The organism is Streptomyces sp. NPDC054866, from assembly GCF_053610745.1.
Genome location: NZ_JBSGZA010000002.1, coordinates 54,757 through 80,981, shown reverse-complemented (window position 1 = coordinate 80,981; position 26,225 = coordinate 54,757). Strand labels below are relative to the sequence as shown.

Here is a 26,225-nt window from a genome sequence, read left to right as displayed (position 1 = left end):
ATCCCGCCCCTTCCCGAAACTGGGGGCTCCGCCCCCAGGCCCCCGCTCCTCAAACGCCGGAGGGGCTATTTTTCCCGCCCACCCACCCGATTGCCCCGCAGCTGAATTTTTTAGCCCGTCCGGCGTTTGAGGACGAACTCGGCGGAGCCGGTGACGACGGTCACCAAGGCCCCCGCGCTGAGCGGGTTTTCGGGAAGGGGTGGGGTTGGGGAAGGAAAAGGCATCACCCCCCCAGCGCCACCCTCAACGCCCCCAGAAGCCGATCCGTCGTCCCCCGGTCACGCACCGCGACCCGCAGCCACTCCGGGCCAAGCCCCGGGAACGTATCGCCGCGCCGCAAGGCAAAGCCTCGCTCTCGCAGGCCTTCGCGGAGGGTCGTGGCCTTGGGGGCCCGGAGCAGGATGAAGGGGCCTTCGGCGGCCTCCATGGCGCGCACCCCGGCAGGGGTGAACTCCCTGAGCCCGGCCAGGAGATAGGCCCGGTCATCAGCCACCCGCAGCGCCGCCACAGACGCCTCAGCCAGCGCCGCAGGCGCCACACACGCCTCCGCCGCCGCGAGGGCAGGTGAGGAAACCGGCCACAAGGGCTGCGCCCGCGACAAGCGGGCGATCGTCTCCGGGTCGGACAGGACGTAACCGATCCGCAGCCCCGCGAGCCCCCACGTTTTGGTGAGGCTCCGCAAAACCACAAGCCCAGGCACGTCCGTGCGACCAGCCAACGCCTCCCGCTCACCCGGCACCGCGTCCATGAACGCCTCGTCCACCACCAACACCCGCCCCGGACGGGCGAGTTCGGCAATCGAGGCGGCCGGATGGAGAACCGACGTCGGGTTCGTCGGGTTGCCGATCACGACCAGGTCGGCGTCCTCGGGAACCTTCGCCCCCGAGAGACGGAAGCCGTCCTCCTCCCGGAGCAGCACCCGCCCCACCGCATGCCCCGCGTCCCGCAGCGCCGCCTCCGGCTCGGTGAACTGCGGGTGTACCACCATGGGCTGACGCACCTTCAGGGCTCGGGCGAGCAGCACGAACGCCTCCGCCGCGCCCGACGTGAGCAGCACCCGGTCCGGCGTCACACCGTGCCGCTCCGCCACCGCCGCCCGCGCCGCCCGGCCGTCCGGATAGGCGGCGAGGCCGTCGAGCGAGGCGGCGATGTGGCGCTTCAGCCAGGCGGGCGGGGTGTCCGCGCGGACGTTCACCGCGAGGTCGGTGAGGTCGGCGGCGCCCCGGACCTCGGCATCCCCGTGATGCCGCAGGTCCGGTTCGCCGCCGACCTCAGCCCCAGCCTCGCTCTCAGTGGGAGTGCGCATGCGAACCGTGGTGATGGCCGTGCCCATGGCCATGTCCGTGCCCATGGCCGTGCGCGTGGTCCCCATCGTCGTCCGGATGGAAGTGCGGCTGCTGCGGAAGCCCCACCTTGTCCTCGAAGCCGGGCAGCGCGATGCGGTACACGCAGGAGTCGCAGTTCATCCGGATGTCGCCCTTGACGGCCTCGCGGTAGCGCTCCATGACCAGGTCGAGCAGCTCCTCCTCGGGGCCGATCACGTCCGCCGAGCGCACCTCGATGTCGGGGTGCGCCGCCGCCCAGCCGTCCGTCTGCTGGCGGACCCGGTCCGGCAGGATGCCCGTGAACAGGAAGTAGGGCAGGACCACGATCCGCTTCGCGCCGAGGCGTACGCAGCGGTCCAGGCCCGACGGCACGTCCGGCGCCGCGAGCGATACGAACGCCGTCTCCACGCCCGCGTAACCGCGCCCCTCCCACAGCAGCCGCGCCGCCTTGTGCACCTCGGCGTTGGCGTCCGGGTCGGTCGAACCGCGGCCCACGAGCAGCACCGTGACGTCCGCGCGGTCCTCGGGTGTGCGGGCCGAGCCGCCGAGCGCCTCGTCCAGGCGGCGCTCCAGGACCTTCAGGAGCGAGGGGTGCGGGCCGAGCGGGCGGCCGTAGGTGTACGAGATGCCGGGGTGGCGCTCCTTCTCGCGGGTGAGCGCCGCGGGGATGTCACCCTTGGCGTGCCCGGCGGACACCAGCATCAGCGGGACCGCCGCGAAACGTTTCACGCCCCGGTCCACGAGGTCGGTGACCGCGTCGCCAAGCGGCGGCGGCGACAGTTCGATGAAGCCGCCGGCGACCGGGAGTTCGGGGTTGCGGCGGGCGAGCTCCTGCACGAAGTCCCGGAAGGCGGCCGCCCCGGCGTCGTCACGGGTGCCGTGTCCGGCGATGAGCAGTGCGGGCGGGGTGGTCACTGGGACTCCTTGAGTGTTTCGGTTGTTTCATTCGTACGGGGCGACGGCTGCCCTGGAGCGGGGTGGTACAGGAGTGCGTTCAGCGCCGCCGCCGCCACCGCCGAACCGCCCTTCTCCGACACGTTGCTGACGGCGGGAAGCCCGCTCTCGCGCAGTGCCGCCTTGGACTCCGCGGCCCCCACGAAGCCGACCGGCAGGCCGATCACCAGCGCGGGCGCCGCGTCGAGTACGAGCAGTTCCTCCAGGGCGGTCGGCGCGCAGCCGATCACCCAGAGCGCGCCGGGGCCCACTTCCTCGTACGCGAGACGGATCGCGTGGGCCGAACGGGTGAGCCCCGCATGCGACGTGGCGTCCTTGAGGCGGCAGACCGTCTCGCGCTTGGTGATGCCCGCGGCGACCATCTCCACGTCGGCGACCACGGGCGCACCCGCGTGCAGTGCCGCGTGGGCGGCCACCAGGGCGTCCTCGTCGGTGACGAGGTCCGTCGCGTACTCCAGGTCGGCGGCGGAGTGGATGACGCGCTCCACGACCGCGCGGGTCAGCGGCGCGAAGTGCGACGTGTCCAGGCGGGCACGCAGCCGCCGGAACGACTCCTGCTCGATGGGGTGGACGACACGGGTCACTTGGTCACCTCCGAAGGGGCCGCCGCGTCTGAAGGGGTGGCCGCGTGCTGCCAGCGGTAGCCGCGCGGGGTCACCATGCGGCCCGCGATCTCGCGGGTCGCGGTGTTGCCGACGGTCACGACCGTCATCATGTCGACGACTCCCGGGTCGAGTTCGCCGATCGTGCTCAGACGCGCCGACTCGTCCGGACGCGAGGCGTTGCGCACGACACCCACGGGGGTCGTGGGCTCGCGGTGCTCGGCGAGGATCGACAGGGCCTTCGGCAGCTGCCAGTCGCGGCCCCGGCTGCGCGGGTTGTAGAAGGTGACGATGATGTCCGCCTCCGCCGCCGCGCGCACCCGGCGCTCGATGACCTCCCACGGAGTGTGCAGGTCGGACAGGCTGATCGACACGTGGTCGTGGCCGAGCGGCGCGCCCAGGATCGCGGCGGCGGCGAGCGCGGCCGTCACGCCGGGCACACCGATGACGTCGATGTCGTCGCTCGCCTCCGCGAGCGCGGGCGAAGCCATGGCGTACACACCCGCGTCGCCGGAGCCGATCAGCGCGACCGCCTGGCCCTTCTGGGCCTCGGCGACAGCGGTACGGGCGCGCTCCTCCTCGGCGCCCAGACCGGACTCGATGACCTTCGTACCGGGCCTGAGCAGGTCACGGATCTGGTCGACGTACTGGTCGAGGCCGACGAGGACCGATGCCCCGCGCAGCTCGTCACGGGCGCGCGGCGTCAGCAGATCACGCGCGCCGGGGCCGAGCCCGACCACGGCGAGCCGGCCGCGCGGCGCGCGGCGCACCACCGCGCAGGTCGCCATGGGCGCACGGCCGTCGGGCGCCGACTTCCGCTTCGGTACGAGGAGTTCACCGCCGCCGCGCAGTGCGGCGGCCTCCGCCACGGAGGGCGTACCGACGGCGGCGAGCGGCGCGTCGGAGGGGTTCGGCACGTCGACACCGGCCAGTTCGTCGGCCGCGTACGTCACCACCGGTACCCCGAGCCGTGCGGCCGCCTCGACGACGCCGGGCTCCTCGGCCTTCGCGTCGACGGTCGCGAGCGCGGTGATGGAGGCGGGGGAGAGGCCCGCGTCCCGGAGGGTGTCCTGGATGAGCCCGAGGACTTCCTCGGTGGGCGCGCCCTTGCTGGCGCCCACGCCCACGGTGAGTGAGCCGGGCCTCAACACGACCTCACCGGGCCCGAGTTCGAGCACCCGGTCCGTCACCCACACGGCCGACCGCCCCTGGCCCGGCGTGACGTTGGGCGGCAGTGCGGGCAGCGGGTAGGCCAACTCCGCGTGCAGGGCGACCGGTTCGCCGTCCAGGATCGCGCGGGTGACCCCGGCGACGTCCCCCTCCACCGGAAGGCCGAGCGTGTCGAGCCCCGGCACGTCCACGGAGTCGGTCGCCGTCGTCACGACAGGCGTGGCCCCCAGGAGATCTCCCACCTCCTGAGCCAGGGCGTTGGCGCCCCCCTCGTGGCCGCCCAGCAGAGCGACCGCGAAACGTCCGGCCTCGTCGACGCACACGACCCCCGGGTCGACGTCCTTGCCCCGCAGGAGCGGCGCGGCAAGGCGCACCACCGCGCCGGTGGCGAGGAAGCACACCACCTGCTCGCACTCGGTGAAGGCCCGCTCCAAGGCCTCCCGCACGGGACCCTCGTACACCCGCGTCCGCGAGGGCCATGACGCGGCGACGCGGTCGCGTGCCGCGCCGCCCGCCGCCGTGGCGGAGATCAGGCCGATCACTCAACTACTCCTTCAGGCAAGGAAGATGAGGGGCGGGTGCCCCACACCAGAAAGACCGGATTGGCCGCGGCGAGCCGCGACACCTCACCGGGCAGCGGCGCAAGACGCGACGACTGCAGCAGTACGCCGTCGCAGTCGTACCCGGCACCGCTCAGCGCGGCCCGGACCGCGGGCACCCGGTCGATCGCCGCCATGGCGACCACCACGGTCCGCCGTGCACGCCGTGCGCACGCCGTCACGATGGCGGGCAGCTCACGGCCGCCGCCGCCGATGAACACGGCGTCCGGGTCCGAGAGATCGGAGAGCACGGTGGGCGCCGCCCCGTGCACGGCGCGTACGTCGACGCCGTGCGCGGCGGCGTTGGCACGGATGCGCTCGACGCCGTCGGCGGTCTTCTCCACGGCCACGACGGCCGCCCCGAACCGCGCGCACTCCACGGCGACCGATCCCGACCCCGCGCCGATGTCCCACACGAGGTCGCCCGTGCGCGGACCGAGCCGGGCCAGGGCGAGCGCCCGCACCTCGAACTTGGTGATCATCGAGTCGCGGTGCGTGAACTCGGCCTCGTCCAGGGCCCATTGGTCGGGGGAGAGGCGTGGTCCGGCGACGGTGCGCACGGGCGCGAGGGCCCGCTCGTCGTCAAGGCACAGGACGACGCTCACGCCGGCACCCCAGTCGCGGCCCGCGGCCTCGGCCGGTGTGACCCGCTCGACGCGCTCGTGCTCCGGGTCTCCCAGGGCGGACGCGACGACGAGGATGCGGGTGTCGGTGCGGCGCATCAGCTCGCCGCCGAGCTCGGCGGGCCCGCTGCCGGGGCCGGTCAGGACGGCCACCTTGGGGTGCGTGCGGCAGACGTTCACGGCGGTGCGCAGATCGCGGCCGTGCGCGCTCACCACCACCGCGTCGTCCCACGGCAGCCCGACCCGCGCGAAGGCGGTGGCGACGGACGAGACGCCGGGCCGGACGTCCAGCGCCGCGGGCCCGAACCGCTCGGCGAGCGCCCGCACGATGCCGAAGAACCCGGGATCCCCGGAGGCCAGCACGACGACACCGCCGCCGTCCTGCACGCCGTCCGCCTTGACCAACTGCTCCTCGATGGCGTCGAGCGCGGGAGCGAGCGGCCCCATCACCACGCGGGCCGTCCCCGGCGGCAGCTGGGCGGCGTCGATGTGCCGCCGGGCCCCCACCACGAGCCCCGCGCCGCGCACGGCTTCGAGGGCGGCCGCGTCGAGCGGCGCCCCCGTCCCCGTACCGACGACGGTGATCATGAGGTGGCCTTCTCGGCGCGTAGCGCGGCCCGCGCCTGCGGGTCGGCCTTGCGGAAGCCGTGGAAGTGGCCCGGGTGGTACAGGTGCGAGCGGGTGCCGTGCGCGGAGAGGGCGGGACCGACCAGGAAGAGGGTGTGCTTCCAGAGCTTGTGCTCCTTGACCGTCTCTTCGAGCGTCTCGATGGTGCAGTGCAGGACGAGTTCCTCGGGCCACGTCACCTGGTACGCGATGACGACGGGCGTGGTCGTCGGGTAGCCGCCCTCCAGGAGCTCCCGCACCAGCTGCCCGCTGCGCGCGGTCGAGAGGAACAGCGCCATCGTCGTGCCGTGCCGCGCGAACTCCCGCACCTCCTCGCCGGGCGGCATCGGCGTCTTGCCGCCGCCGAGCCGGGTGAGGATCACGGACTGCGCGACCTCGGGGATCGTCAGCTCGCGCTGCGCGATCGCCGCGACCGCCGAGAACGACGAGACGCCGGGCACGATCTCCGTCTCCACGCCGATGTCGGCGCAACGGTCGACCTGCTCCTGCGTGCCGCCCCACAGGGCGGGGTCGCCGGAGTGGATCCGGGCCACTTTCAGGCCTTCGGCGGCGGCCCGCTCGTAGACGGCTACCACCTCTTCGAGGGACATCGTCGCCGAGTCGAGGATCTCTGCGCCTTCACGCGCGTGTTCGAGGACTTCCGCCTGTACGAGGCTGGCCGCCCAGATGACGACATCGGCGTCGGCGATCGCTCGCGCGGCACGGAAGGTGAGCAGGTCGGCGGCGCCGGGCCCTGCCCCGACAAAGGTCACCTTGCCGGTGGTGGCTTCGGCGTCGGCCATGGGTGGGTTCCTCTCGTACGAAACAGAAAAACAGTGGGTGTCGCCCCGCGCCGGATGTGCGGCGCGGGGGGTCAATCGGCTAGCAAGGGCGCATGGCGGTGTTCGTGGCGCTCGGCGCCTTTGTGATGACCCTGGTGGGCGGCTGGACGGCGCAGCGGGTCACTGACCGGCGCCACCTCGTCCTGGGGCTCGCGGGCGGTCTGATGCTCGGCGTGGTCGGCCTCGACCTGCTGCCGGAGGCGCTGGAAGCCGCCGGCACCCCGGTCTTCGGCGTACCGGCGGCGCTGCTCCTGTTCGTCGCGGGCTTCCTCGCCGCGCACCTCGTGGAGCATCTCCTGGCGGGCCGTCACGCCGGGCACGGCGCGGACGAGAAGACGAACGGCCGTGTCCCTCAGGTGGGTCTGACGGCGGCCGGCGCGATGGTCGGCCACAGCGCCATGGACGGCATCGCGATCGGCGCCGCCTTCCAGGTGGGCGGCGGCATGGGCCTGGCGGTGGCCGTCGCGGTCATCGCCCACGACTTCGCGGACGGCTTCAACACGTACACGCTCACCAGCCTGTACGGGAACGCGCGCCGCAAGGCCATCGCGATGCTGTTCGCGGACGCGGTGGCCCCGGTGGTGGGCGCCGCCTCGACGCTCCTGTTCACCATTCCGGAGCAACTGCTCGGCGGCTATCTCGGCTTCTTCGGCGGAGCGCTGCTCTACCTGGCCGCCGCGGAGATCCTGCCGGAGGCCCACCACGAGCACCCGGCCCGCTCGACGCTGCTGTGCACGGTGGCGGGAGCGGCGTTCATCTGGCTGGTGGTGGGCATCGCGGAGTGAGGCGGCGGCGGGGGGCGTCACAGTTTTCCGCCCCGGCCGCCCTCGCGCCGCGCGGGAGCGATGAGGGTGGACAGATAGGGCAGCGGGGCGTCGCCGAGATCGGCTGCACCCTGGATGGACTCCTCGGGCAGCCCGAGCGCGGAGCCCCACACCGCGTCGTCGGTCCGCCCGGTCTCGCGCAGCGCGGCGGCCACCTCATGGGCGAGCCGCCCGAACTTGTACGCGACGACCGTGCCGGGCCCGGCGAGGGCGTCCTTGAGCGCGGCGGCGCCCGCGGTCACCGGCACCAGCGTCAGCGGCTCGGTGCCCTCGGTGAGAACGGCGCCGCTGCGCGCGGCGAGATCCTGCATGGCGGTGATCCCGGGCACGGTCTCCACCACGACGCCGGGCACGAGCTCCGAGATGGTCTGCGCGAGGTAGGTGAACGTGGAGTACACATTGGGGTCGCCGATGGTCGCGAAGGCCACCGAGCCCTGCTCGCGCAGCAGTTGGGCGACCCGCTCACCGGCGGCGTCCCACGCGGCCTCGCGGCGCTGCCGGTCACTGCGCTCGTTGAGCGCGAACACGACGCGTACGACCTTGTCCTCGGGGACGTAGTGCAGCACGGTCGCTTCGGCGCGCCCGCGCTCGCCGCCGTCCGTCCCGTCGGCCGCGGCCATCACGGGTACGACGACGACGGCGGCGGCACGCAGCGCGTTGACGCCCTTGACGGTGACGAGCTCGGGATCTCCGGGCCCGACGCCAACCCCGACCAGCTTGCTGCTCATGCTCTGCACCTCTCTACGAACCGACGGGCGATACCGGGTTCGGCGGCCCAATGCGTGTGCAGGTAACTCGCGTGCACACCCTGTTGTACGAAGCCTTCGACGCGCCGTTCAGGGGCGTGCAGACCCCAGGCGGGAGCCGCCCCGGCGCCCGGTTCGACGACGGTGCGGTGGAACTCGTGCCCGCGCATCCGCGTGCCGACCGCCGCGAGCGGGCTGTCGGACACGGCGACGGCCTCGCGGTAGCCGAGCGTGAGCCGCTCGGACATCCGCGCGTGCGCGTCCAGCACGCCGCACATCGGCTTGCCGTCCAACTCCCGGGTCAGATAAAGCAGTCCGGCACATTCGGCGGCGACGGGCGCGCCGCTCAGCGCGAGCTCGGCGACGGCTTTGCGCAGCGGCTCGTTGGCGGAGAGCTCGGGCGCGTACACCTCGGGGAACCCGCCCCCGATGACCAACCCGGAGGTGCCCGGCGGCAGTTCCTCGTCGTGCAGCGGATCGAAGGTGACGACCTCGGCTCCTGCGGCGGTGAGCAGCTCGGCGTGCTCGGCGTAGGAGAAGGAGAAGGCGGGCCCACCGGCGACGGCGACGACGGGTCTGCTCGGCCCGCTTCGGGGACTTTTCAGCCCCTCCGGCGTTTGAGGAGCGGGGTCCGGGGCGGAGCCCCGGTTTCGGGAAGGGGCGGGATTGGGGAAAGAGGCGCCGCAGGCACCCACCGCAACCGGATCCCACGCGTCACCCGCCAACACAGGCGCACTCCGCGCCAGCGCGAGAACGGCCTCAAGGTCGCACCCTTCCCGCACCCGCGAGGCCAACGCCGCAACGGACTCCACGGCCTCGGCCCGCCGCTCGGCAACAGGAACAAGCCCCAGGTGCCGCGAGGGAGCCTGGACCTGCGACGCGCGCCCCAACGCCCCCAGCACCGGCACCCCGGACTCATCAAGAGCCTCCCGCAGCAACGCCTCGTGCCGCGCGGACCCCACCTTGTTCAGGATCACGCCCCCGATCCGCACCTCCGGATCCCACGAGGCAAACCCGTGCACCAGCGCGGCAACGGACCGCGACTGCGACGACGCGTCGACGACAAGCACCACAGGCGCCCGCAACAGCTTCGACACCTGCGCGGTGGAAGCGAGTTCACCCTGCCCCGACGCCCCGTCGTACAGACCCATGACGCCCTCGACCACGGCCAGATCGCACCCACGCGCCCCGTGCGCGAACAAGGGCGCGACCAACTCCGGCCCGCACAGATACGAGTCGAGGTTCCGCCCAGGCCGCCCCGTGGCCAGCGCGTGATACCCGGGATCGATGTAGTCGGGCCCCACCTTGTGCGGGGACACGGCGAGCCCGGCCGCGGCGAACGCGGCCATCAACCCGGTGGCGACGGTCGTCTTCCCGCTTCCGGAAGACGGCGCCGCGACGACGAGCCGAGCTACCACTCGATGCCCCTCTGGCCCTTCTGCCCCGCGTCCATCGGATGCTTGACCTTGGACATGTCGGTGACGAGATCGGCGAACTCGACCAGCTCAGCAGGCGCGTTGCGCCCCGTGATGACGACATGCTGATTTCCCGGCCGCCCCCGGAGCGTCTCGATCACCTCGTCCGTGTCGATCCACCCCCAGTGCATGGGGTAGGCGAACTCGTCGAGGACGTACAGCTGGTACGTCTCTGCGGCGAGGTCGCGCTTGACCTGCTCCCAGCCCTCGCGGGCCTTCTCCTCGTTGCTCTGCTCGCCGTCGGCGGGCGCGCGCTGGATCCACGACCAGCCCTCGCCCATCTTGTGCCAGTCGACGGAGCCGCCCTCGCCGGAAGCCCCGAGCACCTTCAGGGCGTTCTCCTCGCCGACCTTCCACTTCGCCGACTTCACGAACTGGAAGACCCCGATGGGCCACCCCTGATTCCAGGCCCGCAGCGCGAGCCCGAAAGCGGCGGTCGACTTCCCCTTGCCGATCCCGGTGTGCACGACGACCAGCGGACGGTTGCGCCGCTGACGCGTGGTGAGCCCGTCGTCCGGCACCACACTCGGCTGCCCCTGCGGCATCAGGCCACGCTCCTCATACGAGTTCCCTGTACGTCCTTGACGAGCCCGGCGATGGACTCCGCCCGCAGTTCGTCGAGCGTCACGGCGGTCCCGCCGAGCTCACCCGCGAGCTGCCCCGCCAGCCCGAGCCGCACGGGCCCCGACTCGCAGTCGACGACCACCGAAGCGATCCCCGCAGCCCCGAAGAGCCGTGCCGCGCGCCCCGCCTGGGCCACCGGCTCCACGCCACCCGTGGCCCTGCCGTCCGTCACGACCACCACCAGCGGCCGTCGCGCCGGATCCCGCAGCCGCTCCACCCGCAGCACCTCGTGCGCCTTGAGCAGCCCGGCCGCGACGGGGGTACGCCCGCCCGTGGGCAGCGATTCGAGTCGCGCGGCGGCGGCGTCCACGGAGGACGTGGGCGGCAGCGCCACCTCGGCATCGGACCCCCGGAAGGTGACGAGCCCGACCTTGTCCCGCCGCTGGTAGGCGTCAAGCAGCAGCGAGAGGACCGCTCCCTTCACGGCACTCATCCGCTGCCGCGCCGCCATGGACCCGGAGGCGTCCACGACGAAGAGCACGAGGTTGCCCTCACGCCCCTCCCGCGTCGCCTGCCGCAGATCGTCACGCCGTACGACGAGCCCCCGCCCCGAGCGCCCGCGCGCCCGCTGATGCGGGGCCGCGGCCTGCACCGTGGCCGCCAAGTGCAGCTTGGTGAGCGCCCCTTGGGGCCGCCGGGCCCCGGTGGTACGTCCGTGCTCGGTGCGCGCCCGGGAGCGCCGCCCCGCGGCACCCTCGCCCAGGCCGGGCACGCTCAGCATCTTGGTGCGGAACGGCTCCGCGGCCCGTACGGGCTGCTGCTCACCGCCGCCGGCGGCCGGGGCCTGGGAGGGCGACGCCTCGTCCTCCTGGCCCGCGTCGCTCTGCGACTCCGGCGAGCCGGGCGTGTCGGGCCCGCTCTCCGGGGGCTTGCCACCGCCGCCACCGCCGGGGCCGTCGGGGTCCGGGTCGTCGTCGCCCTGGTCGCCGTCGGAGGCCTGCTCCAGGGTGTCGTCGAGCTTGTCCTCGTCGAGCCCCGGCGCGTCGAAGGGGTTGCGCCGGCGCCGGTGCGGAAGCGCGAGGAGGGCGGCCTGCCGCACATCCTCCGCGAGCACGTCCTCGCGTCCGGCCCAGGCGGCCAGCGCCGTCGCCGTACGCGCCATCACGATGTCGGCCCGCATCCCGTCGACCTCGAAGGCCGCGCAGGTGGCGGCGATCTGCCGCAACGCCGCGTCGCCGAGCCGTACTTGGGGGAGCAGCGCGCGGGCGGCGACGATCCGGGCCCGCACCGCGGACTCCTCGTTGTGCCACCGCGCGGCGAAGCCTTCCGCGTCGTCGTCGTACGCGAGCCGCCGCCGTACGACCTCGACGCGCTGATCGGTCTCGCGGGACGCCGCGACCTCGACGGTGAGCCCGAAGCGGTCGAGCAACTGCGGGCGCAGTTCTCCCTCTTCGGGGTTCATGGTGCCCACGAGCAGGAACCGCGCGGCATGCCGCACGGAGACGCCCTCACGCTCGACGTACGAGGCGCCCATGGCGGCGGCGTCCAGCAGCAGGTCGACCAAGTGGTCGTGCAGCAGGTTCACTTCGTCGACGTAGAGGATGCCGCGATGGGCGTCGGCGAGCAGCCCCGGCTCGAAGGCCTTGACGCCCTCGGCGAGTGCCCGCTCGATGTCGAGCGCCCCGACGAGACGGTCCTCGGAGGCGCCGACGGGCAGCTCGACCATCCGCGCGTCCCGCACGGAGGCCCCACCGGCGTCGTGCGGACCGTCCGGGCAGGCGGGGTCGGGCGCTGCCGGATCACAGGAGAACCGGCAGCCCGCGACGACGGGCACCTGCGGAAGGAGCGCCGAAAGGGCCCGCACGGCGGTGGACTTGGCGGTGCCCTTCTCGCCGCGGACGAGCACGCCGCCGACGGCGGGTGACACGGCGTTGAGCAGCAGGGCGAGCCGCAGGTCGTCCTGACCGACGAGGGCGGTGAACGGATAGGGGGTGGTCACAAGGCCTCCATTGCGTGATCCAGGGCGGGGCAGGGGACGGCGGGCCTCACCCGTCCCCCTCCAGCTCGCCCTCAAGCTCCAGGTAGGTGGCCCGAAGCCGCTCCAGCGTCCCCGCGTCCGGCTCGGCCCACAGGCCACGCTCGGCCGCTTCGAGCAGCCGCTCCGAAATCCCGCGCAGCGCCCAGGGGTTGGACTTCTGCATGAACTCCCGGTTCTCCGGGTCGAAGACGTACTCGGCGGAGAGCTTCTCGTACATCCAGTCGTCGACCACGCCCGCGGTCGCGTCGTACCCGAAGAGATAGTCCACGGTGGCGGCCATCTCGAAGGCCCCCTTGTAGCCGTGGCGCCGCATGGCCGCCATCCAGCGGGGGTTGACCACACGGGCCCGGAAGACGCGGTGGGTCTCCTCGCCCAGGGTGCGCGTCTTGACCTGGTCGGGGGTTGCCGAGTCGCCGACGTACGCCTCGGGGGACTCGCCCGTCAGATGGCGCACCATGGCGACCATGCCGCCGTGGTACTGGAAGTAGTCGTCGGCGTCGACCAGGTCGTGCTCCCTGGTGTCCACGTTCTTCGCCGCGACGTTGATCCGCCGGAACGCGGTCTCCATGTCCCCGCGCGCGGCCTTCCCGTCGAGCCCGCGCCCGTACGCGTAGCCGCCCCACACCGCGTACACCTCGGCGAGGTCGGCGTCGCTGCGCCAGTTGCGCGCGTCGATCAGCGGGAGGAGGCCCGCGCCGTAGGCCCCGGGCTTGGAGCCGAAGATCCGGGAGGTGGCCCGGCGCCGGTCGCCGTGCTCGGCGGTGTCCTCGTCGGAGTGCGCCCGTACGTAGTTGGACTCCGGGGCCTCGTCCAGTTCCGCCACGGCTCGCACCGCGTCGTCGATCAGGCCGATGACATGCGGGAAGGCGTCACGGAAGAAGCCGGAGATCCGCACCGTCACGTCGATGCGCGGCCGTCCGAGCTCCTCCACCGGCACGATCTCGAACCCGGTCACGCGCCGCGACGCGTCGTCCCACACGGGACGGCAGCCGAGGAGCGCCAGGATCTCCGCGATGTCGTCGCCCTGCGTGCGCATGGCCGACGTGCCCCAGACGGTCAGGCCGACCGACTTCGGGTACTCGCCCGTGTCCGTCAGGTACCGCGCGATCAGCGAGTCGGCGAGCGACTGGCCGACCTCCCAGGAGAGGCGCGAGGGGATCGCCTTGGGGTCGACGGAGTAGAAGTTGCGGCCGGTCGGCAGCACGTTCACCAGCCCGCGCGTGGGCGACCCGGAGGGCCCGGCGGGGACGTAACCGCCGTCGAGCGCCCGCAGGATGTGCCCGATCTCGTCGGTCGTCCGCGCGAGCCGCGGTACGACCTCCTCGCAGGCGAAGCCCAACACGGCCACGGCGGGCGGCAGTTCGACGCCGACGACATCCCGTACGAGCTCCCGCACGGCGGAGAGCTCCCAGCCGCGCTCCTCCATGCCCTCGGCGAGGCGGCGGCACAGCTGCTCCAGGAGGTCGAGCGCGTCGGCGCCGGTCCGCGCGGGCCCGTCGACCAGCGACGTGAGACCGTCCGCGACCTTCACCGCCGCGCCCGGCTCGGCGAGCAGCTCCTTCTCGCTGAGCCCGAAGTGCTCGGCGAGGCAGGCCCGCAGACCGGGCAGGGCGTTCGCCTGACCGCCCCACACCTGCGAGGCCCGCAGCACGGCGAGCACCAGATTGACGCGCGCCTCGCCCTCGGGGCCGCCGCCGAGGATGTGCAGACCGTCGCGGATCTGCACGTCCTTGATCTCGCACAGATAGCCGTCGATGTGCATGACGAACTCGTCGAACTCGCCGTCGTCGGGCATCTCGTCGACATGCAGGTCGTGGTGGAGCTCGGCGGCCTTCACCAGCGTCCAGATCTGCGCGCGGACGGCAGGGGCCTTCGTCGGATCCAGGTCGCTGACCAGCGCGTACTCGTCGAGGAGCTGCTCCAGCTTCGCCAGGTCCCCGTACGTGTCCGCGCGCGCCATCGGCGGCACCAGGTGGTCGACCACCGTGGCGTGCCCGCGCCGCTTGGCCTGGGTGCCCTCGCCGGGGTCGTTCACGATGAACGGGTAGATCAGCGGCAGCTCACCGAGCACCGCGTCCGGGGCGCAACTCCCGCTCAGGCCGAGGCCCTTGCCCGGCAGCCACTCCATCGTGCCGTGCTTGCCCATGTGGACGATCGCGTCGGCGCCGAAGGACAGCTCGAGCCAGCGGTAGGCCGCCATGTAGTGGTGCGAGGGCGGCATGTCGGGGTCGTGGTAGATCGCGATCGGGTTCTCGCCGAAGCCGCGCGGCGGCTGGATCATCACGACGACGTTCCCGAACTGCAGGGAGGCGAGGACGATGTCGTCGCCGTCCACGTAGAGGTTGCCGGGCGGCTCGCCCCACGCCTCCAGCATGCCGTCGCGCAGCTCCGGGTCCAGCTTGTCGAACCACGCCCGGTAGTCGGCGAGCGGCACGCGCGCGGGAGCGGCGGCCAGCTGCTCCTCGGTGAGCCACTCGACGTCGTGGCCACCGGCGTTGATGAGGCGGTGGATCAGCTCGTCACCGTTGTCGGGATGGCCCTCGACGACGTACCCCGCGTCCCGCAGGGAGTCGAGCACACGCACCGCCGAGGCGGGAGTGTCCAGGCCGACCGCGTTGCCGACGCGCGAGTGCTTCGTGGGGTACGCGGTGAAGACGAGCGCGAGCTTCTTCTCCGCGTTCGGCTTGTGCTTCAACTGGGCGTGCCGCAGGGCGATTCCGGCCACCCGGGCGGCGCGCTCGGGGTCGGCGACGTACACCGGTACGTCGTCGGGGCCCTGCTCCTTGAAGGAGAACGGCACGGTGATGACGCGGCCGTCGAACTCGGGGATCGCGACCTGCATGGCCGCGTCCATCGGGGAGAGCGCGGCGTCGGACGCGTCCCACGTGGCGCGCGACGAGGTGAGGCAAAGCCCTTGCAGGACAGGGATGTTGAGGTCGGCAAGGGCGCCGATGTCCCACGCCTCCTCGTCGCCGCCCGCGCTCGCGCCCGAGGCGTGCGTGCCGCCCGCCGCGAGGACGGTGGCCACCAACGCGTCCGCCCGCCCCAGGATCTCGTACAGGCCCGCGTCGGCGCCGCGCAGCGAACCGCAGTACACGGCAAGGGCGTTGGCGCCCCGCGCCTCGATCGCGTCGCACAGCGTGTCGACGAAGCCGGTGTTCCCGGAGAGCTGGTGGGCCCGGTAGAAGAGCACCCCCACGGTCGGCCGGCCCTCGACGTAGGCGCGCGAGCCGTGCACCCCGTACTCGGGCATCTTCCGCGGCTCGGCGCTCTGCCGCTCGTGCGCGTCGCCCGAGCGCGCGTGTCCCGCCGCGAGCACGTCCTCCTTGAGGAAGCGCGCAAGCTCGCGCAGATTCTCCGTGCCGCCCTCGACGAGATACCGCAGCGCCTCCGCCACGGACCCCGCGTGCACGGTCGACTCGGCCATCAGCTCCGCGTCCGGCACGGCCTCGCCACCGAGCAGCACCGTCGGGATTCCGGCGGCCTTCAGCGCCGCGAGCCCGTCCTCCCACGCCCGCTTGCCGCCGAGGAGGCGTACGACGGCGATGTCCGCGCCCTCGATCAGCGCGGGCAGCTCGGCCTGCGCGTCGACCCGGGTCGGGTTGCCGATGCGGTAGGGGGCGCCGGAGGCACGGGCGGCAAGGAGGTCCGTGTCGGCGGTGGACAGAAGCAGGACGGTCATGAGGGTGCCCCCGGTGCGATGAAGGGGAGACCGGCGGGTGCGCCGGTCTCGATCAGGCTGAGCAGCGCGTCCGTGTCCGCGTGTTCTTCGATCAGGTCGCCGAGCAGGTCGAGCTGCTCCTCGCGCAGTGCGCCGAAGCTGGTGTCGGGCGCGGGTACGAAGCGGCGCCCGGCGGCGCGGGCGACCTCGGTGAGGAAGCGGCGCCGGAACGCGTCGGACTCCAGGGAGCCGTGCCAGTGCGTGCCCCAGACCTCGCCGACGCGGCAGCCGTCCAGGAAGGGCTCTCCGCCCAGGACTTGAGCGACGCCGTGGTGGATCTCGTACCCCTCGACGGGTTCACCGAGCGCCTCGCCGACCGGCCGCGCAAGTGTCTTCTCGCGCGCGAACCGCACCCGCACGGGCAGCAGCCCGAGTCCGTCCACGGCACCGGCCCGCGACTCGACGTCGTCCTCGATGTGCTCGCCGAGCACCTGGAAACCGCCGCAGATCCCCAGCACCGGACGGCCCTCGGCGGCGCGCCGCGCGATGGCGTCGGCGAGGCCGCGCTCGCGCAGCCACTCCAGGGCGCGGACCGTGCCGCGCGTCCCCGGCACGATCACGAGATCGGCGTCGACGAGTTCTTCGGCCCGGTCCACGAACCGCACGACGACGCCGGGTTCGGCGGCCAGCGCGTCCACGTCGGTGAAGTTCGACATCAGCGGTACGGCGCAGACGGCGACGCGCAGCACGTCCTCGCCGACCGGGGGAGCGACGACGGACTCCCGCACGGCGCCCCGCAGGGACACCCGGAGCCCGTCCTCCTCGTCGATGCCGAGGCCGTGCTGGAACGGCAGCACACCGAACGTGCGCCGCCCGGTGAGCTGTTGGAGCATGTCGAGCCCGGGTTCGAGCAGCGAGACGTCGCCCCGGAACTTGTTGACGAGATACCCGGCGACCAGCTCCTGGTCCCCGGCGCTCAGCAGCGCGGTGGTCCCGAAGAAGGAGGCGAAGACGCCTCCGCGGTCGATGTCTCCCACCACGACCACGGGGAAGCGGGCGGCCCGCGCGATCCCCATGTTCACGATGTCCGTACGTCGCAGATTGATCTCGGCGGGACTGCCCGCACCTTCGCAGATCACGGCGTCATAGCTGCCCCGAAGTTCCTCAAGGCATCCCACGACGGTGGAGAGCAGCGCCTCTTGCCGCCCCCCGTGGTAGCCGCGCGCGCTCATCTCGCCCACCGGCTTGCCCATGAGGACGACCTGGCTGCTGCGGTCGCTGCCCGGCTTGAGCAGCACGGGGTTCATCAGCGCGGTCGGCTCGACCATGGCGGCCTGCGCCTGCATGGCCTGGGCCCGCCCGATCTCGGCGCCTTCGCGCGTGACGAAGGAGTTGAGGGACATGTTCTGCGCCTTGAAGGGCGCGACGGAGCCCCCTTTGCGGGCCAGCCACCGGCAGATCCCGGCGGTGACGACGCTCTTCCCCGCGTCGGAGGTGGTTCCGGCGACGAGCAGTCCACCACTCATGAGGCCCTGCCTTTCCGTAGAGCGCTCACGGCCGCCGCGACGCCCAGGGCAAGGAGACCCACCCGTCGCGACAGCTTCACGGCCTGTTCGATGTCGGGGACTTCGACGCCCCGCCCGTCCCCGTTCAGGACGGGCCGGTGCTCGACACGCCCCGCGTACGAGAGAGTCCCCCCGAGCCGTACGCCCAACGCCCCGGCGAAGGCGGCCTCGACGGGCCCGGCGTTGGGGCTCGGGTGCTTGGCGGCATCGTCACGCCAGGCGCGCACCGCGCCACGTGGCGAGTCCCCGGCAACGGCCGCGAGTACGGCGGTGAGCCGGGCGCCCGGCCACCCCAGTACGTCGTCGAGCCGCGCGGAAGCCCACCCGTAGCGGCGGTACTTCACGGACTTGTGCCCGACCATGGCGTCGAGCGTGTTCACGGCCCGGAAGGCGACCAGCCCGGGCACTCCGCCCAGAGCACCCCACACCAACGCCCCCACCACGGCGTCGGACGTGTTCTCGGCGACGGACTCGACCACGGCCCGCGCGATGCCGTCGGCGTCGAGGGCCTGCGGATCCCGCCCGCACAGATGCGGCAGCCGCTCCCGTGCCACCTCGACGTCCCCGGCGGCGAGCGCCCCGCCGATGGCCCGCGCCTCACGCCCCAGCGAGGTGCCGCCGACCACGGCCCAGGTGGTGGCGGCGGTCAGCGCGACGGACGCGGCGCGCGAATCACGTACAAGAGAAGAGGCCAGGGCGGCGGCACCGGCCGCGCCTCCGGCGCACACCACGGCATGCAGGGCGCCCCACCCGCGGTGGTCACGCCACAGCACACGCTCGACGGCACCCGCGGCCCGGCCGAACGCGGCGACCGGATGCCCGCGGCGGGGATCGCCGAGGAACAGGTCACCGAGGAGGCCGGCGGCGGCGCCGTACGCGAAGTCGCGATCGGCACGCATGGCTTCAGCCGGTCGCTGTGCCGAGAAGAGAGCTCACGCTCGGGAACTGGTCCGGCAACGGGCGGCCGCGCATGGCGATATGTCCTCACTCAGGGTGTCCGCGCCCTGGTTCGACGTGATCGGCGGCGAGAGTTCCTGGCTTCCGAGGAGTCAGCTCCTCGATGACAGTGGCGGGACCGCGCCGGATTCGCACCGGCTTCCTCTCCTGCTGCCGTATTGGCTCCGGCAGTCCACCACGGCCCGCGAAGGCCCGTCAACTCGCTGTTGACCTGCGACGGGAGAGTGTGCGGAGGCCCACATACGAAGGTGGGGCGCGAGACGCCGAAGCGTCCCGCACCCCACCCGAAACTCCGGTCGTCAGGCGACGATCAGATAGATCCCGTACGCCACGGCCGCCGCGCAGAGCGCGAAGCACACGTACGCGCCCGTGCGGGCCGCGGAGGCGGTGCCGCCACCCGCGGTGGAGGCACCCGCGGAGGAGGCGCCGGACGTGGCCGCCTCGTGCTTGGAGAGGCCGACGATGCCGAGGGTGAACAGGCCCACCAGGGCCACTGTCACCGCGAGGCTGACTCCGAAGACGGAGCCGAGAGCTGCCCAGTCGATGTCCATGCTGACTTTTCCTTACACCGTGGCGGTCCGGGCGGGGTCCGCCGCGGTGCCGGTCGGGGCCGGGATGGTGGCCTTGACGAAATCGACGTCCGCGCTGGCCACGGCCGACCCGGTGGGCGGCGGTGTGACGGCGGCCATCGCGGTGGTCACGACGCCGGCGGGCTCGGCGGCGGAAGAGCCGCCGATCTCGTCGTCGGCGACGTTCGTGTGGTCGACGGCGTTGCGGCGGGACAGCACCCAGATGACGGCCGAGCCGCCGACCAGGAGCGCGGCGGTGACCGCGATGCCCCAGGGGCCCTGCTTGGTGAGGAACTCGGCCCCCGCGCCGACCAGACCGGCGGCCGGGAGGGTCAGACCCCAGGCGATGAACATGCGGGTCGCCGTGGACCAGCGGACCACACCGCCCTTGCGGCCGAGGCCCGCGCCCATCACGGCGCCGGAGCAGGACTGCGTGGTGGAGAGCGAGAAGCCGATGTGCGAGGAGGCCAGGATGACCGTCGCGGCGCTGGTCTGGGCGGCGAAGCCCTGCTGCGGCTGGAGGTCGGTGAGGCCCTTGCCCATGGTGCGGATGATGCGCCAGCCGCCGAGGTAGGTGCCGAGCGCGATGGCGACACCGGCCGAGACGATGACCCACATCGGGGGGTTGGCGCCCGGGTTCAGGACGCCGCCGGTGACCAGGGCGAGCGTGATGATGCCCATGGTCTTCTGCGCGTCGTTCGTGCCGTGGGCCAGCGAGACGAGGCCCGCGGAGGCGATCTGTCCGGCGCGGTAACCCTTGGCCGTGGCCTTGGTGTCGGTGTTGCGGCCGATCCGGTACGTCAGACGCGTGGCCGCCATCGCGGCGAGACCCGCCACGAGAGGCGCGGCCAGGGCCGGGATCAGGATCTTGGTGACGACGGTGCCGCCGTCGATCGACGACCAGCCCATCGACATGACAGCGGCGCCGATGAGGCCGCCGAAGAGTGCGTGGGAGGAACTGGAGGGCAGGCCCACCAGCCAGGTCAGCAGATTCCAGAGGATCGCGCCGACCAGGGCCGCGAAGATCACCTCTGTCTTCAGTCCGTCCTCGTTGACGATGCCGCCAGAGATCGTCTTGGCGACTTCGACGGAGAGGAAAGCTCCGACGAGATTCAGCACGGCGGACATGGCCACCGCCGTCTTGGGCTTGAGAGCGCCAGTCGAGATGGTGGTAGCCATCGCGTTGGCTGTGTCGTGGAAACCGTTCGTGAAGTCGAACACGAGAGCGGTAACGATCACGATCCCGAGGAGAAGCGTGATGTGTTCCATTTACCCAGGCTTCTGTTGGACGTCAGTGGCAAGTGGAACGTAGGCAACCTGAGTGAACGGAAAGTGAACTGGGACGGGCCGTGCGGTGACCCAATGCGGGGCGCCGCCACTCCGCTTCCGCCGGGACCCTGCCGGTGATCGGCCGGAGGGGCGGCGGGAGGCCATGGGGGACCCGGAATCCCGGCTTCCCAGGGTGCCCGACCACCCCCGGGCGAAGCTCTTCAACTGGCCCGATGAGCCGTGGAAGAGATTCTGATCACCCGGCAGTCCGGAGGCCGGGCCCACGTCCCCGCCTGCCCTGGCAAGATCACGGCATGACGGAGCAGCGGGACGAAGACCGGGGCCGGCAGGACGCGATCGAGCGGGCGTGGGGCGAGCTGGTGGCGGCGGCCCGCAGAACGGTGGCGGACGGCCTGGTGGTCGGCACGTCGGGCAATGTGTCGGTGCGCGTCGGCGGCACGATCCTGGTCACCCCGAGCGGGGTGCCGTACGACCGTCTGGGGCCGCGGGACGCGGTCGGTGTCGACGCGGACGGCAACCAGCTCTTCGGCGACCTCGCTCCGACCAGCGAACTGCCCATGCACCTTGCGGTCTACCGCACCACGTACGCCGGAGCCGTGGTCCACACCCACGCGGTGCACGCCACCGCCGTCTCCACCCTGGTCCCGGAGCTCCCGCCCATCCACTACATGGCGGCCGCCCTCGGCGGTCCGGTCCGGGTGGCCCGGTACGCGCCGTACGGCTCGGAGGAGTTGGCCGAGAACATGCTCCGGGCCCTCAGGGACCGCACAGGCTGCCTGCTGCAGAACCACGGAACCATCACCTACGGAGACACTCTGGACCAGGCCTACGACCGCACGGCACAGCTGGAGTGGATGTCCCGCCTCTGGCTGACGGCCAGCTCGGTCCCGGGCCACGCCCCGACCCTCCTGTCCGCGGGACAGCTGAGGGAAGCGGAGGACAGACTGAGGGGCTACGGCCAACACTGAGGGGCTACGGCCAACAGTGAAGCCGGCGGACCGCGGGCGAAGTGGCATCACCCCGGGGGCCCCGCCCACTGGCCCAGGACCGGCCAGGGCCCGACACTGGGCAGGTGCGCCCAGCCAAAGCGACGGCAACGGCCGTCACCGCCGTCACCACCGCCCTCCTGGGCGGCGCAGCCGCCGTCGCCGCGGGCCGGTTCGCCAGTAACGCGGCCCTGAAGGCGCCGGCGGGCCGCCCGCTGCCGACCGAGCCCCGTCTCACGGTCCACTCCACGGCCGCGGGCCAGATCTCCCTGACCCGCGCCCTCGCGAGCATGCGCCCCGGGACGTACGGCCTCAGCGGCCACGGAAGCCATGCCGTGATCGGCCCCGTCCTGGACGCCGCGCCGCACGCCGCGGACACCGTCGTACGCCGCCTGGAGCGCGTCACGCACGGCTCGCTGGAACCCGGCGCGAAGGTCTGGCTCACCCCGCAGGTCCACATCGGCGACCCGCACGCCGCCCTGGGCATCGACCACGCGGACGTCGACATCCCCGGCGAACTCGGCGGTCTGCCCGCCTGGTTCGTGCCGGGCGTCCGCGACACCTGGGTGATCACCGTGCACGGCCTCGGCACCACCCGCGAGCACCCCATGGTCGTCATGGACTTCCTGCACCACCAGCAGCTCCCGGTGCTCGACCTCGCCTACCGCGGCGACCTCGGCGCGCCCCGCTCCCCGGACGGCCTCGGCCACCTCGGCGAGACCGAGTGGCGCGACCTGGACGCGGCCATCCGCTACGCCGTGCGCTACGGCGCTCAGAACGTGATCCTGCACGGCTGGTCCACCGGCGCCGCCATGGCCCTGCACGCCGCCGCGTACTCGGCCCTGCGCGAGAGGATCAGCGGACTCGTCCTGGACTCCCCGGTGCTCAACTGGGAGACGACCCTGCGCGCGCTCGCCGCGGCCCGCCGCACACCGGGCCCCCTCCTGCCGCTCGCCGTGCGCGCCGCCCAGGGGCGCACGGGCCTGCGCGGCGACCGCATCCTGGAGGCCGCCGACCCCGAGGTGCTCAAGGTCCCGACGCTCCTCTTCCACGGCCCCGACGACGTCATCGCCCCCTGGGCCCTTTCCCGTCAACTGGCCGAACAGCGCCCGGAACTGGTCACTCTCCACACCGTTCCGGATGCGCCCCACGGCGCCATGTGGAACGCCGACCCCGCGGGCTACGAAGAGGCGCTGCGGCGCTTCCTCACGCCCCTCATGTAGCGCGCGAAAGCCCCCTGACAGAGCGCTGCGGAGCCTTGCGCAGGCATTCCGTTTGGGTTTTCGGACCGTCAACAGGAAGACTGCTCCCGTGACGTCCCGTATCCCGCGCGACTCAAGGCTCCGACTCGTCCGCGCTCAGTCCCCCAGGGCCGAGAGGCGAGCGGGGGCGGAGCGCGGCACAGCGCGACCCCTGACCGCCCCCGGCGCAGTGACGCAGCAGCGTGCGCGCCGTCCCGCGCCCCGGCCGCCCGAGGGCACACCCGCCCCCGGAGAGCTGGCCCGGATGGCGCGGGGGCGCCTCGCCGACGCCGTTCGGGTCGCGCGCTGGGCCGACGCGTCCCTGCGCCCGGGACGCGGCCGCGCGGGAGCACCCGACGCCGCAGCGGGGGCACCCGAAGCCAAAGGGGGCAGAGGCACCCTCTCCGCCGCCACCGCCGAACGGGCCGCCGCGGAACTCGCGCTGACCCCGGATCAGGTCCGCGCCGACTGGGACACCGCACGGCTCGCGGGCCTCATCGAGGTGCACGGCGACAGCGCGCGCCCCGGCTGGCGGCTGCGTGCCTGGGACCGTGACGACGCCGCCGTACTGCGCGGCTGGGTCGCTCTCTTCGACGCCTGGTCGCTCGCGCACCCCGCGTCGCGCGAACTGCCGCCCGCCACCGTGGCCGAGACCGTCGAGGCCATGCCCCAGCTCCTCACCCTGCTGCAGCTCTCCGCGGGCCCCGTCCCCGTGCCGCAGCTTCTGGACCTCCTCGACCAGCGCGTCACGGAACTGCGCACGGAACGCTGCGAGATCCCCTACGGACCGCAGCCCGAGCCGGTGGACCCGGCCGAAACCCCGTCCCTCGCCACCCTCCTGGACTGGGCGCTGCGCGGCCTCGCAGCCGTCGGCGCGCTGACGTACGCCGAAGGACAGGCCACCCTCACGCCGCTCGGCAGCTGGGCGGTCTGGGTCAAGCTGGAGCAGATCTGCGTGGCCGCGCAGAGCCCGGCGGGCAACATCGAGCAGTCCGCGGAGGACATGCTCCGAGGCTGCGCACGGCTGCGCCCGAACGCGGCCCGCTCCGAGTACCGCGCCTGGCTCGCGGCCCGCCCCGTCGGCAGCGCCGTCACCGAGCTCCTGGACGCGGCCCGCGGCGAGGACGCCCTGCTGCGCGGCCTCGCCTTCGAAGCCCTGCGGGTGGTCGGCGCCCCGGCCGAGGCGGAGGTGCGGGCCGTCGTGGACGAGACCCCGCTGCGGCCCTACGCCCTCATCTGGCTCGCCGAGCAGGAGGGCGCCGACCCCGAGGACGTCCACCTCGTCCTGACGCGAGACGAGTCGACGTGGCTGTGGGTCGACACCGCCGCGGCCGTCGCCGACCACGGGGAGACCCACCTCCTCATCCGCCACCTGGAGTCCGCCGTGCAGCCCACGGTGCCCGCGCTCCTGGACGAGGTCCGCCGCATCGGCCACCCCCGCACGGTCCAGGTCCTCGTCGCCCTCGCCGCGGCCCACCCCGACCCGGCGCTCGCCAAGGCCGTGCGCCGCGCGGCCTTCCAGGTGCACACCGGCGGGGTGTAGCAGCTCCTCACCGGAAGGTGTTGCACTGCGCCATGTCGCCGGTGCGGTAGCCCTGGTAGAACCACTGCTGGCGCTGCTCGGCCGAGCCGTGGGTCCAGGACTCCGGGGTGACCCGGCCCTGGAACTTCTCCTGGATGCGGTCGTCGCCCACGGCGGCCGCCGCGTCCAGGCCCTCGCGGATGTCCGCGTCGGTGAGGCTGGTGATCAGCGGCTTGCCCGTCCGGTCGTCGGGGGTACGGGTCGCGTGCCGCGCCCAGACGCCCGCGTAGCAGTCGGCCTGCAGCTCGACCTTCACGGCGTTGCTGTTCTGCCCCGTACGCCCGTCCTGGGAGCGCTGCAGCGTGCCCATCAGGTTCTGCACGTGGTGCCCGTACTCGTGCGCCACGACGTACGCCTGCGCGAAGGGGCCGCCGCTGGAGCCGAACTTGGTCCGCAGCTCGTCGAAGAAGCCGAGGTCCAGATAGACCTTCCGGTCACCGGGGCAGTAGAAGGGGCCGACCGCCGACGACGCGGCGCCGCAGGCCGTGCCCACCCGGCTGGTGTACAGGACGGTCGGAGCGGGGGAGTAGGTCCCCCTCCTGCGCTGGAATTCCGGGCGCCAGTAGTCCTGGACGCTGTTGACCACGGCGACCATGCGGCAGTCGTCCTTGGTGTTCGCGTCCTCCCCGGTACGGCAGCTCTGCTGGACCTGAGCGAGGGACGAGGACGTGGCGGCGGGCTCCTCGTCGCCGGACGAGAGACCGAGCTGGTCGGGGCCGACCCCGAAGAACAGCCCCAGGAGCAGCGCGATCAGGCCCGCGATGCCGCCGCCGACCGTCGCCCTGCCGCCGGGGATCCGGCTGCCCCGCACATCCTGTACCTCGGACGTGTCCAGATCGGCGTCGTCGTCGAACTGCATGGGCGCACCACCCTCTGCCTCGCATCCGGGACGGCGTCGCACCGCCCTGTGCCGAGATGTCGGCGCCTTCATCCTGATATGCCCCACTCCGTGCGGCGTCGGACGGGGGTCCGAACGGGGGACCCTCGCCGATCGGAGCGCCGTGTCGCGGCCGCCGCCCGGGGCCGTACGCGGGCGCCGCCGCTACGCTCTGCGCCTGTTCCGTGGGCAGAGGTACCGGCACAGGTACCGGCAGGGGTACCGGCCGAGGTGCCGCAAGAGGGGGGCGTCGTGTCCGTTGTGCCGTTCGAGGTGACCGGATCCGGACCCGCGAGACCTGCGAGACCCGCGAGACCCACGGGCCCTGTGCCCGCCCGCCGCGGCTCCCGGCTCGCCCTCCCGGTGGTCCTCGGCCTGCTCGCCCTGCCGCTGATCACCGCGGCCCACCACTCGCGACCCGCCCCCTACGGAGACCACGTCACCGTCCACGCGCGCGTGGCCGACGGCACAGCCGCCCCCGAGCTCCGCACCAAGGGCCGCGTGGTCGAGGCGTACGACCCGGCGACCGGGCGCGCCCGCTGGACGTACAGCCGCGAGGGAGCCCGCCCGCTCGCGCTGCTGCCCGTCCCCGGGCACGCCGTCGCGCTCTGGAGCGACGGTCTGGTCACCGACACCGCGCCACGCGCCGACGGCAGCGCGGTCCGCTGGCACCGCGCCATCCCCGGCAGCGCCCCCTGGCTGGGCTCTCCCGCCGCCCGCGGCGCCGCCGGAGTCCTCCAGCCGCTCGACCCCCGCGGCCGCATGCTCGCCGTCGTCACCCCGCAGCGCATCGCCGCCTACCGCAGCGCCGACGGCGACCTGCGCTGGGTGCTGCCCGCCCGGCGCGGCTGCGCCTTCGAGCCCGCACGCTCCGTGCGGCACAGGGAGGCCCTGATGGTCGCCCAGCCCTGCGGTGACGCCGCGACGCCGTGGACCTCTCAGCTGATCGCGGTGGACGACCTCGGCCGGATCGTGCCCCGCCGCTCGCCCCTGGGCAACGAGCTGCCGGGCGGCGCCCCCGACGACGTACGAACCCGGGCAGAAAAAGCGGTTGCACCGCCCCGTTAGAATTGGCCGCATGGCCATTCTCCTCGTGCATTAGACGGCGTGATCGCCTTCAGCCTTTCCG

The 26,225-nt window shown here is 73.0% G+C and carries 21 protein-coding genes and 1 riboswitch; of the genes, 5 read left to right on the top strand and 16 right to left on the bottom strand.

The window, feature by feature from the left end; translation table 11 throughout:
- Positions 1-223 precede the first annotated feature (223 nt).
- Genes cobC through cobM form a run of 6 tightly spaced genes read right to left on the bottom strand, consistent with a single transcriptional unit; the run spans position 224 to position 6,682 of the window.
- On the bottom strand, positions 224-1,306 hold the full coding sequence (gene cobC / locus ACWGI2_RS09035) for an Rv2231c family pyridoxal phosphate-dependent protein CobC (RefSeq protein WP_453694743.1): 1,083 nt from the start codon (positions 1,304-1,306) through the stop codon (positions 224-226).
- A complete protein-coding gene (locus ACWGI2_RS09030) occupies positions 1,290-2,240 on the bottom strand; it encodes a sirohydrochlorin chelatase (RefSeq protein WP_453694742.1) in 951 nt (316 codons plus the stop codon). Before ACWGI2_RS09030 ends, cobC begins: the two co-directional genes overlap by 17 nt.
- Complete coding sequence (locus ACWGI2_RS09025) at positions 2,237-2,863, bottom strand: precorrin-8X methylmutase (RefSeq protein WP_453401235.1); 627 nt, start codon at positions 2,861-2,863, stop codon at positions 2,237-2,239. The genes ACWGI2_RS09030 and ACWGI2_RS09025 overlap by 4 nt, the downstream gene beginning before the upstream one ends.
- Positions 2,860-4,593 (bottom strand): precorrin-3B C(17)-methyltransferase, encoded by a 1,734-nt coding sequence (cobJ, locus tag ACWGI2_RS09020; protein WP_453694741.1) that lies wholly within the window; start codon positions 4,591-4,593, stop codon positions 2,860-2,862. Before cobJ ends, ACWGI2_RS09025 begins: the two co-directional genes overlap by 4 nt.
- Positions 4,590-5,861: a precorrin-6y C5,15-methyltransferase (decarboxylating) subunit CbiE gene (gene cbiE / locus ACWGI2_RS09015; protein ID WP_453694740.1), complete on the bottom strand. Its 1,272-nt coding sequence runs from the start codon at positions 5,859-5,861 to the stop codon at positions 4,590-4,592. Before cbiE ends, cobJ begins: the two co-directional genes overlap by 4 nt.
- Positions 5,858-6,682 carry a precorrin-4 C(11)-methyltransferase gene (gene cobM, locus ACWGI2_RS09010; RefSeq protein ID WP_453401232.1) on the bottom strand — a complete coding sequence of 275 codons (825 nt, stop codon included), beginning with the start codon at positions 6,680-6,682 and terminating at the stop codon, positions 5,858-5,860. The genes cbiE and cobM overlap by 4 nt, the downstream gene beginning before the upstream one ends.
- Before the next feature lie 92 nt (positions 6,683-6,774).
- Here cobM and ACWGI2_RS09005 point away from each other — a divergent pair, with 92 nt between their 5' ends.
- Positions 6,775-7,506, top strand: coding sequence for a ZIP family metal transporter (locus ACWGI2_RS09005; RefSeq protein WP_453694739.1), 732 nt, complete (start codon positions 6,775-6,777; stop codon positions 7,504-7,506).
- Between the two features lie 17 nt (positions 7,507-7,523).
- Here the strand turns inward: ACWGI2_RS09005 and cobI are convergent, their stop codons facing one another.
- The 9 genes from cobI to ACWGI2_RS08960 form a co-directional block, all read right to left on the bottom strand.
- The gene (cobI, locus tag ACWGI2_RS09000) at positions 7,524-8,273 is read right to left on the bottom strand and encodes a precorrin-2 C(20)-methyltransferase (protein ID WP_160504285.1); all 750 of its coding nucleotides are present in this window, start codon (positions 8,271-8,273) and stop codon (positions 7,524-7,526) included.
- On the bottom strand, positions 8,270-9,709 hold the full coding sequence (locus ACWGI2_RS08995) for a cobyrinate a,c-diamide synthase (RefSeq protein ID WP_453694738.1): 1,440 nt from the start codon (positions 9,707-9,709) through the stop codon (positions 8,270-8,272). Before ACWGI2_RS08995 ends, cobI begins: the two co-directional genes overlap by 4 nt.
- On the bottom strand, positions 9,703-10,311 hold the full coding sequence (cobO, locus tag ACWGI2_RS08990) for a cob(I)yrinic acid a,c-diamide adenosyltransferase (RefSeq protein ID WP_160504283.1): 609 nt from the start codon (positions 10,309-10,311) through the stop codon (positions 9,703-9,705). The genes ACWGI2_RS08995 and cobO overlap by 7 nt, the downstream gene beginning before the upstream one ends.
- A complete protein-coding gene (locus ACWGI2_RS08985) occupies positions 10,311-12,329 on the bottom strand; it encodes a putative cobaltochelatase (RefSeq protein WP_453694737.1) in 2,019 nt (672 codons plus the stop codon). The genes cobO and ACWGI2_RS08985 overlap by 1 nt, the downstream gene beginning before the upstream one ends.
- Before the next feature lie 46 nt (positions 12,330-12,375).
- Positions 12,376-16,050, bottom strand: coding sequence for a cobaltochelatase subunit CobN (gene cobN, locus ACWGI2_RS08980; RefSeq protein WP_453694736.1), 3,675 nt, complete (start codon positions 16,048-16,050; stop codon positions 12,376-12,378).
- Positions 16,047-17,555 (bottom strand): cobyric acid synthase, encoded by a 1,509-nt coding sequence (locus tag ACWGI2_RS08975; protein WP_453694735.1) that lies wholly within the window; start codon positions 17,553-17,555, stop codon positions 16,047-16,049. Before ACWGI2_RS08975 ends, cobN begins: the two co-directional genes overlap by 4 nt.
- The gene (locus ACWGI2_RS08970) at positions 17,552-18,493 is read right to left on the bottom strand and encodes a cobalamin biosynthesis protein (RefSeq protein ID WP_453694734.1); all 942 of its coding nucleotides are present in this window, start codon (positions 18,491-18,493) and stop codon (positions 17,552-17,554) included. The genes ACWGI2_RS08975 and ACWGI2_RS08970 overlap by 4 nt, the downstream gene beginning before the upstream one ends.
- A 107-nt stretch (positions 18,494-18,600) precedes the next feature.
- Positions 18,601-18,746, bottom strand: a riboswitch (cobalamin riboswitch).
- A 104-nt stretch (positions 18,747-18,850) separates the two neighbouring features.
- Positions 18,851-19,102, bottom strand: coding sequence for a hypothetical protein (locus ACWGI2_RS08965; protein ID WP_453401225.1), 252 nt, complete (start codon positions 19,100-19,102; stop codon positions 18,851-18,853).
- Positions 19,103-19,114: 12 nt separating this feature from the next.
- On the bottom strand, positions 19,115-20,389 hold the full coding sequence (locus tag ACWGI2_RS08960; protein WP_453401224.1) for an anion permease: 1,275 nt from the start codon (positions 20,387-20,389) through the stop codon (positions 19,115-19,117).
- Positions 20,390-20,703: 314 nt separating this feature from the next.
- On the opposite strand from ACWGI2_RS08960, the gene ACWGI2_RS08955 reads away from it, so the two are divergent.
- From ACWGI2_RS08955 to ACWGI2_RS08945, 3 genes are all read left to right on the top strand, one after another.
- Positions 20,704-21,378, top strand: a complete 675-nt coding sequence (locus ACWGI2_RS08955; RefSeq protein WP_453401223.1) for a class II aldolase/adducin family protein — start codon at positions 20,704-20,706, stop codon at positions 21,376-21,378.
- A gap of 104 nt (positions 21,379-21,482) precedes the next feature.
- Positions 21,483-22,619: an alpha/beta hydrolase gene (locus ACWGI2_RS08950; RefSeq protein WP_453401222.1), complete on the top strand. Its 1,137-nt coding sequence runs from the start codon at positions 21,483-21,485 to the stop codon at positions 22,617-22,619.
- An 88-nt stretch (positions 22,620-22,707) separates the two neighbouring features.
- Positions 22,708-24,180 (top strand): hypothetical protein, encoded by a 1,473-nt coding sequence (locus ACWGI2_RS08945; RefSeq protein ID WP_453694733.1) that lies wholly within the window; start codon positions 22,708-22,710, stop codon positions 24,178-24,180.
- A 7-nt stretch (positions 24,181-24,187) separates the two neighbouring features.
- Here the strand turns inward: ACWGI2_RS08945 and ypfJ are convergent, their stop codons facing one another.
- The gene (gene ypfJ, locus ACWGI2_RS08940) at positions 24,188-25,078 is read right to left on the bottom strand and encodes a KPN_02809 family neutral zinc metallopeptidase (protein ID WP_453694732.1); all 891 of its coding nucleotides are present in this window, start codon (positions 25,076-25,078) and stop codon (positions 24,188-24,190) included.
- Positions 25,079-25,423: 345 nt separating this feature from the next.
- Between ypfJ and ACWGI2_RS08935 the strand changes: the two genes are divergently transcribed.
- On the top strand, positions 25,424-26,164 hold the full coding sequence (locus ACWGI2_RS08935; RefSeq protein WP_453694731.1) for a hypothetical protein: 741 nt from the start codon (positions 25,424-25,426) through the stop codon (positions 26,162-26,164).
- Positions 26,165-26,225 lie beyond the last annotated feature (61 nt).

Excerpts from the sequence above, each read along its gene's own strand:
- cobC (WP_453694743.1), bottom strand. The coding sequence starts at position 1,306 with ATGCGCACTCCCACTGAGAGCGAGGCTGGGGCTGAGGTCGGCGGCGAA.
- ACWGI2_RS08965 (WP_453401225.1), bottom strand. The coding sequence starts at position 19,102 with ATGGACATCGACTGGGCAGCTCTCGGCTCCGTCTTCGGAGTCAGCCTC.
- ACWGI2_RS08975 (WP_453694735.1), bottom strand. The coding sequence starts at position 17,555 with ATGAGTGGTGGACTGCTCGTCGCCGGAACCACCTCCGACGCGGGGAAG.
- cobM (WP_453401232.1), bottom strand. The coding sequence starts at position 6,682 with ATGGCCGACGCCGAAGCCACCACCGGCAAGGTGACCTTTGTCGGGGCA.
- ACWGI2_RS08970 (WP_453694734.1), bottom strand. The coding sequence starts at position 18,493 with ATGCGTGCCGATCGCGACTTCGCGTACGGCGCCGCCGCCGGCCTCCTC.
- ypfJ (WP_453694732.1), bottom strand. The coding sequence starts at position 25,078 with ATGCAGTTCGACGACGACGCCGATCTGGACACGTCCGAGGTACAGGAT.
- cobN (WP_453694736.1), bottom strand. The coding sequence starts at position 16,050 with ATGACCGTCCTGCTTCTGTCCACCGCCGACACGGACCTCCTTGCCGCC.
- cobI (WP_160504285.1), bottom strand. The coding sequence starts at position 8,273 with ATGAGCAGCAAGCTGGTCGGGGTTGGCGTCGGGCCCGGAGATCCCGAG.
- ACWGI2_RS09005 (WP_453694739.1), top strand. The coding sequence starts at position 6,775 with ATGGCGGTGTTCGTGGCGCTCGGCGCCTTTGTGATGACCCTGGTGGGC.
- cobO (WP_160504283.1), bottom strand. The coding sequence starts at position 10,311 with ATGCCGCAGGGGCAGCCGAGTGTGGTGCCGGACGACGGGCTCACCACG.
- ACWGI2_RS08960 (WP_453401224.1), bottom strand. The coding sequence starts at position 20,389 with ATGGAACACATCACGCTTCTCCTCGGGATCGTGATCGTTACCGCTCTC.
- cbiE (WP_453694740.1), bottom strand. The coding sequence starts at position 5,861 with ATGATCACCGTCGTCGGTACGGGGACGGGGGCGCCGCTCGACGCGGCC.
- ACWGI2_RS08955 (WP_453401223.1), top strand. The coding sequence starts at position 20,704 with ATGACGGAGCAGCGGGACGAAGACCGGGGCCGGCAGGACGCGATCGAG.